The following is a 6037-nucleotide window of genomic DNA, read 5'->3' as shown; positions in this document are numbered from 1 at the left end:
GACTGCCTGTACCAACGAGCTCCGTTGCTCTACATCAGAAACCCGTCAACACCCCTTGCGTGACCTGCGAGAACGCTAACTACCCGGCCTTGGGGAAACGCCCGATCTTCGTTGTGCGTAGTTCACCGTACGAACGCGCGATCTGTTCACGAAGCTGCCGATTCTCCTTCTCTAGGTGGCGATTGCGGGCGGTCGCAGCCTCCAGTCGCCTGAGAAGGGAGCTGTGCGAGGCGCGTTGTTGAGCGGGAACCTGCGGCATCGTCCGAACCGAGTCGCGACGCTCGCGGAGTCGGCTGATCTCGGCCCGCAGGTCAGACTGCGTATAGAGCCACGACCGTGAGACGTCGGCCTCTCGGGCGACGGCTTCGAAGCTGACGGGCTGTCCGGTAGCGTCCATGCGCCGCAATGCGGCGACGGCCCGGGAACGGGTTGCGGCTGCCCGCTGCCGGGCCGCGTCGATGACGTGTTGGGAGTTGTCAGCCCGCATCCGCGGCCTCCGGCGCGTCTCCGTCGGCGTCGAGCTCGCCGATCATCCGGTCCAGGTTGATCAGGACCTGCTCGTTCATCTCCGCCACCCGCTGGTGGCCGCAGCCCTTGGCGTTGTCGATGAGAGTGAGGGTCCGTCCTCGCTGGGCCTGGAGCTCGGGCAGGAACTCGGGGCCGGTGACGAAGACCGGGCAGGTCAGGCACGCATTGGCATGCGGACACGTCTTTTGAACGGGAAGTCCGCAGTAGCCGTTGGGCAAGGTCTGGGTGGCGATTCCGTAGCGGGTCTTGGCCCATTCGGCCTGGGCCAGCGGCCCGTCAGGGCCGAGAGCGACCCGTTCCCCCTGGATGTTGACCTTGGTGGCGGCTTCCCAGCGGCGCCGGACTGTCTGGTCGGTAATCCGCGCGTAGTGGGCCGTCATCTGGTGCGAGTCGTGGTCGAGGAGGACGCGTACGACTTCCTGCGGGACATCGCGGTTGATCAGCCGGGTGGCGAAGGTGTGGCGCCATTGGTGCGGGGTGAGGTGAACGGGGAGGCCGTTCTCGTCCCGGACGTCGCACTGGGTGAGCCAGCGTTTGAGCATCTGCCGGTAGGTGTCAGGGGAGAAGTGGTGCTGTCCGCCGGCGTTGCCCTTCAGCCGAGGGAAGAGGTGCGGGTTGCCGTCCGGCCACCGCTCCAGGACGCGCTGCTGCTGAGACCGGATCTCTGCCTCGATCTCTTCGTCGATGGGAACGGCGGCCTCACGGCTCATCTTGTTGTTGAAGTAGCGCAGGTAGGGGGCGCGTTGGCCGTCGTGCAGCAGGCAGTCGAAGCGGATGGTGCAGGCGTCGGAGACCCGTAGGCCGCAGCGGACGAGAATAAGCGTGATCAACCGGGCCGAGGGGTCGGTCCACTGGTCGAGGTTCGCGGGCTGTTCGACCTGGGTCATGATGTGTTCCGCGAGATGGCGGGCCAGACGGGAGCGACGACGGGGACAGTCACCGGTGAAGAACGCGGCACTGGTCGGCAGGGTATGGTCCCAGCCGTGCTGGCGGATGCCCTGGAAGAACAGGTGCAGGCCGTTGACGCGGCTCTCGTTCGAGTTGATCCCGCCGGGAAGATCGGTCAGCCAGGCCAGGTAGCGCTCCAACAGGGGCCGGTCGACGTCACCCAGGCCGCGAACGGCGGGGCCGGCGACCGTGACGAACTCGCTGAACCGGGTCAGGGCCTGCATGTCACCCGTGACCGTGCTGACGTTCAGGCCGGACGACAATCGCAGTCTGATCCATCGCTTCGCGAGGGCTCGCAGCCAGGGCTGAGCGAGGCGGTCGAAACGCAGCTCGCTGCGGGGGCGGGGGCGGCTGGCACTGCGGTTGAGCCCGTGCAGTTTGCCCAGCCGCCAGACGTCGCGGGCGTATTCGACTTCCCAGCCGGCGCCGTCGCGCAGCGTCTCGACTGTGTCCCGGGCGAAGAGCAGGAATGCCTCGACGCGCTTGCCGTAGCCGCCAGACCCTCCCGGTTGCTGGTAGGGGTCGCCGACCCGGTGCCACCGCTCGGCAGAGTGGTCGAGCAGGGAAATGACGCGCTCATCCTGGGCCCGGCGGATGGCGGCTGCGATCAGCCGGGCTGGGGCGGTGACGGTCTGCGCATCCCGGCGGGCCTGGACGGCGTGCTGGAACTCCAGCTTGAGTTGAGGCGCGAGACCGCGGAAATCCACCCGGGGCAGGCCGAAGGACTGGCACTCGGTGATGAAGTCCTCGACGGGCGGGTCTCCGTCCTGGCGCCACCGGACGTGATGGCTCTTGCAGAACGAGTTCGCCTGGTTCTCCACCCACAACGTGCACGTCGGCAGGGCGCACTCGGTGCGGTCGCTGCCCGGCAGCGGCAACGCTGAGGCCGCCCAGGCGAGGGAATCGGTGCCGCCGGAGCGGGACCACTTGTCGCGATGCCGCGAGCAGAGTCCTTTGCCCGCGGCCCCGAAACGGCAGCCGCTGACGGTGCAGTGCGTGAGTTCGGCGACGCCGCGGAGTCGCGGCCCAGGATCGGCCAGGAACACAGCGGGGTCCGGACTTCCGACCCGGCGCCACCGCTGGGCATGGCCGGTGCACATACCCTTTTCGTGCGCGGCGCGGTTACAGTCCGGGATTGGGCAGCGTTTCCAGCCCAGCACCGGGTCATCAGGGTCAGGAAGCAGCACGTCGACACGGAATTCCGGGCGGACGGCAGCCTGTAGTTTCTCCAGCAGCCCGGCTCGGCCAAACGGAACTGCGGAGAGAGGTGTGACGGTCACAGCCGCACCTCCCGGCCGGTGAACCAGCCCGCGGCCTCCAGTGTCCGACGGGCGTCTTCGACCGTGAGGTGACCGTACGTGTCGACCGTGGTAGTGATCGATGCGTGTCCGAGGAGCTCTTTCACGCTCTCTATGCCAGCGCCCTTGCGCAATAGCCAGGTGGCGTAGGTGTGGCTTGTGTCCGCAGAGGCCGTGTGCGGATGACTCCGTGTGGCGATTGAGCAGGTCCTCTCGCAGAGGCGGCTTTCGCGACGCAGATGGTCGGCTGTGTTGTATTCCGCAGGACCTCTTGTGATGCAGGTCACTCTCTCTCGTGTTCCTCGGGCCGCGCTGTCAGTGGGGACTGAGATCGTGCCTCCGTGAGCGAATTGGTGGAACATGTGGATGAGCAGGACCGCGTCTTGGGAGTCGTCGAACGAGGCGAGGCGGAGCGTCAGCACTGGCCGCATCGCATTGCCACGACGATCTGCCGTGATCAGGCAGGGCGGATCTTGGTGCTGCGGCGGTCCGAGACGCATTCCCGGTTCCCTGGCTACTACGACGTGATGGTCGGTGGCGCCGTGAACGTGGGCGAGTCGTATGAGGAAGCCGCGGCCCGGGAACTGTCCGAAGAGCTGGGCGTTCGTGTGCCCGTGGGCTTCATGTTCAAGTTCCTTTGCCGGGAGGGGATCAGCCCCGTGTGGTTTGGGGTGCATGAGGCTGTCGCGTCGGAACGCCTGGTCCCGGACCCGGGTGAGATCGGCTGGCAGGACTGGCTGACGTTGGACGAACTGCGCGACGTGATTGATCAATGGTGCTTCGTTCCGGGAGGGCGGGAAGCTCTGCGTCGATACTTGGAGTCCGGATCCGGCAGCGGTGCGGGCGAACTGGCAGCTGGGTGATAGGCGATGCGGGTGGCCTCGGTCCAGGGCGGGCATTTCAGCTGCAGGACCCGATCACCGTGGTTCGTGGTGCTGGAAGCCGCCTGACTTGGGTGGTTCCGGCGGAGCTTCGCGGAGCCGGACGATCTCTTCGTGTTGCGCGGCGAGGCGAGCCAGGGATTGAGAGCGGAAGTCGGTGAGCTCGTCGATCGTCTCGTCAGACTGGGCAATCCGGGCTTTGAGCTTCGCGTTCTCTGCCTTGAGGCGGGCGATCTGGGCTTCGCGGGGGTCGGGGATTTCGCCGGCATCCTGGAGGGCCCGCAGGCGTCGTTCGAACTCGACGCGGAGGTGACCGTAGGGGCGGGTGCCGTAGAACGCGGTGCGGTCGACGGCGGCCTCGTTGGCGAGGGTCTTGATGTCGCATTTTCCGCCGGGCGGGATCTCGCCGCGTAGGAGGCGGTCCATGGCGGCTCGGATGCGGTTCTCGTTCTCGGTGCGCTGGGTTGCAGAGATTCTCATGCGGATGCCTCGTTCATCGTGCTGGCGGCGTCGATTTCGGCGACGACGCGGAGGGCCCGGTCGTGGTCGGCTTGGAGCCGGGTGCGTTCGGTCTTGCGCGTCGCGCCGAGTCGCCCGATGAACGTTTCGGTGCGCTCGGCGTGCTCGGCCCAGACGGGGCGGTGGCAAGGGTGGTGGGTGGCCTGCGGGCAGCGAGCCGAGTCACACATCCCGATCAGCGGCCGGTCCGCGGTGGGGGTGCCCGCGAGTTTGAGGCAGAGCGCCCGGGAAGGGTCGGTGAACCAGCAGTAGTTCGCCGGTCCGAGGTGCAGGACGTTGGCGCGTTTGGTCAGGAGGTTGAGGATGTCGCGGTCGTTGCGCTGGGTTTTCGGGGCGGTGGCCGAGGCGGCATCGAGTTGGGCGTCGATGCCGGCGAAGAACTCGGTGAGGCTGCGGGCGCCGGGACCGGCGGGCAGAACGCCATCCTGGTAGTTTCGGAACTCCTCCAGTACCAGTTGGAGATTGCGCTCGCTCTCGTGCTTGTTGACCTCGGCCAACAGCTCGGCCTGGGCCCCGCCAGGACGCGAGGCATAGCCCTCCGTTGTGGCCACGGCGATATGTTTCATGTGGATCTTGGTGGCCAGGACGCCGCCGGGCCGGTAGGCCATTTCCAGCGACAAAGTGCGCCGCAGCATCCGCAAGTTGACTGGTCCCCCGGGGATTGGCGCCAGGCCAAGTCGTTGGCCGGCCTCGGAGTTAGCCCAGTTCTTGAACCACTTGAAGCGGACGTTGAAGGAGAACCTGCCGATCAGCAGGGCTCCTTCTGCCGGGGCGTCGTGCAGTTGCTCGAGGAGTTCGATCGCGCGATAGACCGGTGCGATGACGACCCACTCGTCGTCGGTGCCGCCCAGCGGCTGCCCTTTGACGATCTTGCTTGCGATCCGGTAGCGGGTCAGGCCCGGGACGGCCTCGTCAGGCGGTCGTCGGCAGCCGATGCGCAATTCCATCAGCTCACTCGCGCGCATGCCTGAGATGGCGGCAGCGGTGATGATCGCGGCGGTGCGGACGATGCCGACCAGGGCGACGGCCTGGGGCCGGGACAGTGGCAGGGTCCAGGGCAGTGACCTTGTTCCGTCGGCCGCGGGGACCGGGCCGGCATCGCGGCCGAACGGTCTCTCGACGCCGACCTGCGCGAGGGCGTCTTCCAGCGCAGGCCGCATGGTGGGCAGCCACGGGTGGCAGAACTGGCTCAGCCCAGCCCGGCGGGCGAGGGTGCCCATGGCCACCGGGAGAAGGCGATCGTCCTCGGCCCAGCCCTGTTCGAGGCGTTTCGAGATGTAATGGTCGTCCAGCATGGGCAGGGCTGTGCACGTTCGCGTGTACTCGGCGAGGATTTCGCTGAGCTCCCGGACCGGGACGCGATTCTTGGGACCGACGCGCCGGATTCCTTGGGCTCGCCGTGCCGAGTGAAGGTCGGATTCGCGGACCTTGTGTGCCAGCTTGACGACGTGCGGGCCCAGTGCGGACATCAGGTAGAGGGCGGCCGCGAGCATCGGCTGCATGATCTCGTCCGAGACCGGTTGAGTCTTGTTCTCGTCTCGGCCGCTGGGCATCTCGGCGACGGCTGAGGCGGTGGCGCCGCCCCAGGGCCGCAGCTCGGCGGGGACGCGGTCGGCGGTGAACAGGTCGCGGTAGTTCACCAGGTCGACGACGACCTGGGCAGCCGACCGCCTGGTTCCGTGGCTCTGTTCACCGACGACAGCCCCGTCCTCGTCGAGAACGTAGCGGCGGTGAGCCAGGTATGCCTCGCAGTCCCGGGTGGTGATCGGGGCCTTCCCCCAAGGCCGGGTAGTTAGCGTTCTCGCAGGTCACGCAAGGGAGTTGATCGGCTCTTGCGTAGCGGCTGTGTAGATGCCGGGGCCG

Annotated in this window: 6 protein-coding genes; 1 reads left to right on the top strand and 5 read right to left on the bottom strand. The window is 67.3% G+C overall.

Annotation, left to right across the window (positions count from 1 at the left end; translation table 11 throughout):
• Positions 1 to 79: 79 nt before the first annotated feature.
• The 3 genes from ACGFU7_RS47400 to ACGFU7_RS47390 all read right to left on the bottom strand — a co-directional run bounded on the left by ACGFU7_RS47400 (position 80) and on the right by ACGFU7_RS47390 (position 3136).
• Positions 80 to 487: a DUF6262 family protein gene (locus tag ACGFU7_RS47400; protein ID WP_393704954.1), complete on the bottom strand. Its 408-nt coding sequence runs from the start codon at positions 485 to 487 to the stop codon at positions 80 to 82.
• On the bottom strand, positions 477 to 2576 hold the full coding sequence (locus ACGFU7_RS47395; RefSeq protein ID WP_393704952.1) for a tyrosine-type recombinase/integrase: 2100 nt from the start codon (positions 2574 to 2576) through the stop codon (positions 477 to 479). The genes ACGFU7_RS47400 and ACGFU7_RS47395 overlap by 11 nt, the downstream gene beginning before the upstream one ends.
• 176 nt (positions 2577 to 2752) lie before the next feature.
• A complete protein-coding gene (locus ACGFU7_RS47390) occupies positions 2753 to 3136 on the bottom strand; it encodes a tyrosine-type recombinase/integrase (RefSeq protein ID WP_393704951.1) in 384 nt (127 codons plus the stop codon).
• Between ACGFU7_RS47390 and ACGFU7_RS47385 the strand changes: the two genes are divergently transcribed.
• Entirely contained in the window at positions 3116 to 3637 is a 522-nt protein-coding gene (locus tag ACGFU7_RS47385; RefSeq protein ID WP_393704950.1) for an NUDIX hydrolase, read from the top strand. The two genes, ACGFU7_RS47390 and ACGFU7_RS47385, sit on opposite strands and share 21 nt — an antisense overlap.
• 54 nt (positions 3638 to 3691) lie before the next feature.
• Here the strand turns inward: ACGFU7_RS47385 and ACGFU7_RS47380 are convergent, their stop codons facing one another.
• Positions 3692 to 4135, bottom strand: a complete 444-nt coding sequence (locus ACGFU7_RS47380) for a hypothetical protein (RefSeq protein ID WP_393704948.1) — start codon at positions 4133 to 4135, stop codon at positions 3692 to 3694.
• Positions 4132 to 5814, bottom strand: coding sequence for a site-specific integrase (locus ACGFU7_RS47375; protein WP_393704946.1), 1683 nt, complete (start codon positions 5812 to 5814; stop codon positions 4132 to 4134). Before ACGFU7_RS47375 ends, ACGFU7_RS47380 begins: the two co-directional genes overlap by 4 nt.
• Between the last annotated feature and the right edge of the window lie 223 nt (positions 5815 to 6037).

Source organism: Streptomyces sp. NPDC048473, from assembly GCF_043200155.1.
Taxonomy (GTDB): domain Bacteria; phylum Actinomycetota; class Actinomycetes; order Streptomycetales; family Streptomycetaceae; genus Streptomyces.
The sequence above is the reverse complement of the archived record's forward strand: the minus strand, read 5'-3'. Positions and strand labels throughout refer to the sequence as shown.

What these genes read in the sequence shown, in the direction of transcription:
- ACGFU7_RS47400 (WP_393704954.1), bottom strand. Translation starts at nt 487, where the DNA reads ATGCGGGCTGACAACTCCCAACACGTCATCGACGCGGCCCGGCAGCGG.
- ACGFU7_RS47380 (WP_393704948.1), bottom strand. Translation starts at nt 4,135, where the DNA reads ATGAGAATCTCTGCAACCCAGCGCACCGAGAACGAGAACCGCATCCGA.
- ACGFU7_RS47395 (WP_393704952.1), bottom strand. Translation starts at nt 2,576, where the DNA reads ATGTGCACCGGCCATGCCCAGCGGTGGCGCCGGGTCGGAAGTCCGGAC.
- ACGFU7_RS47390 (WP_393704951.1), bottom strand. Translation starts at nt 3,136, where the DNA reads ATGTTCCACCAATTCGCTCACGGAGGCACGATCTCAGTCCCCACTGAC.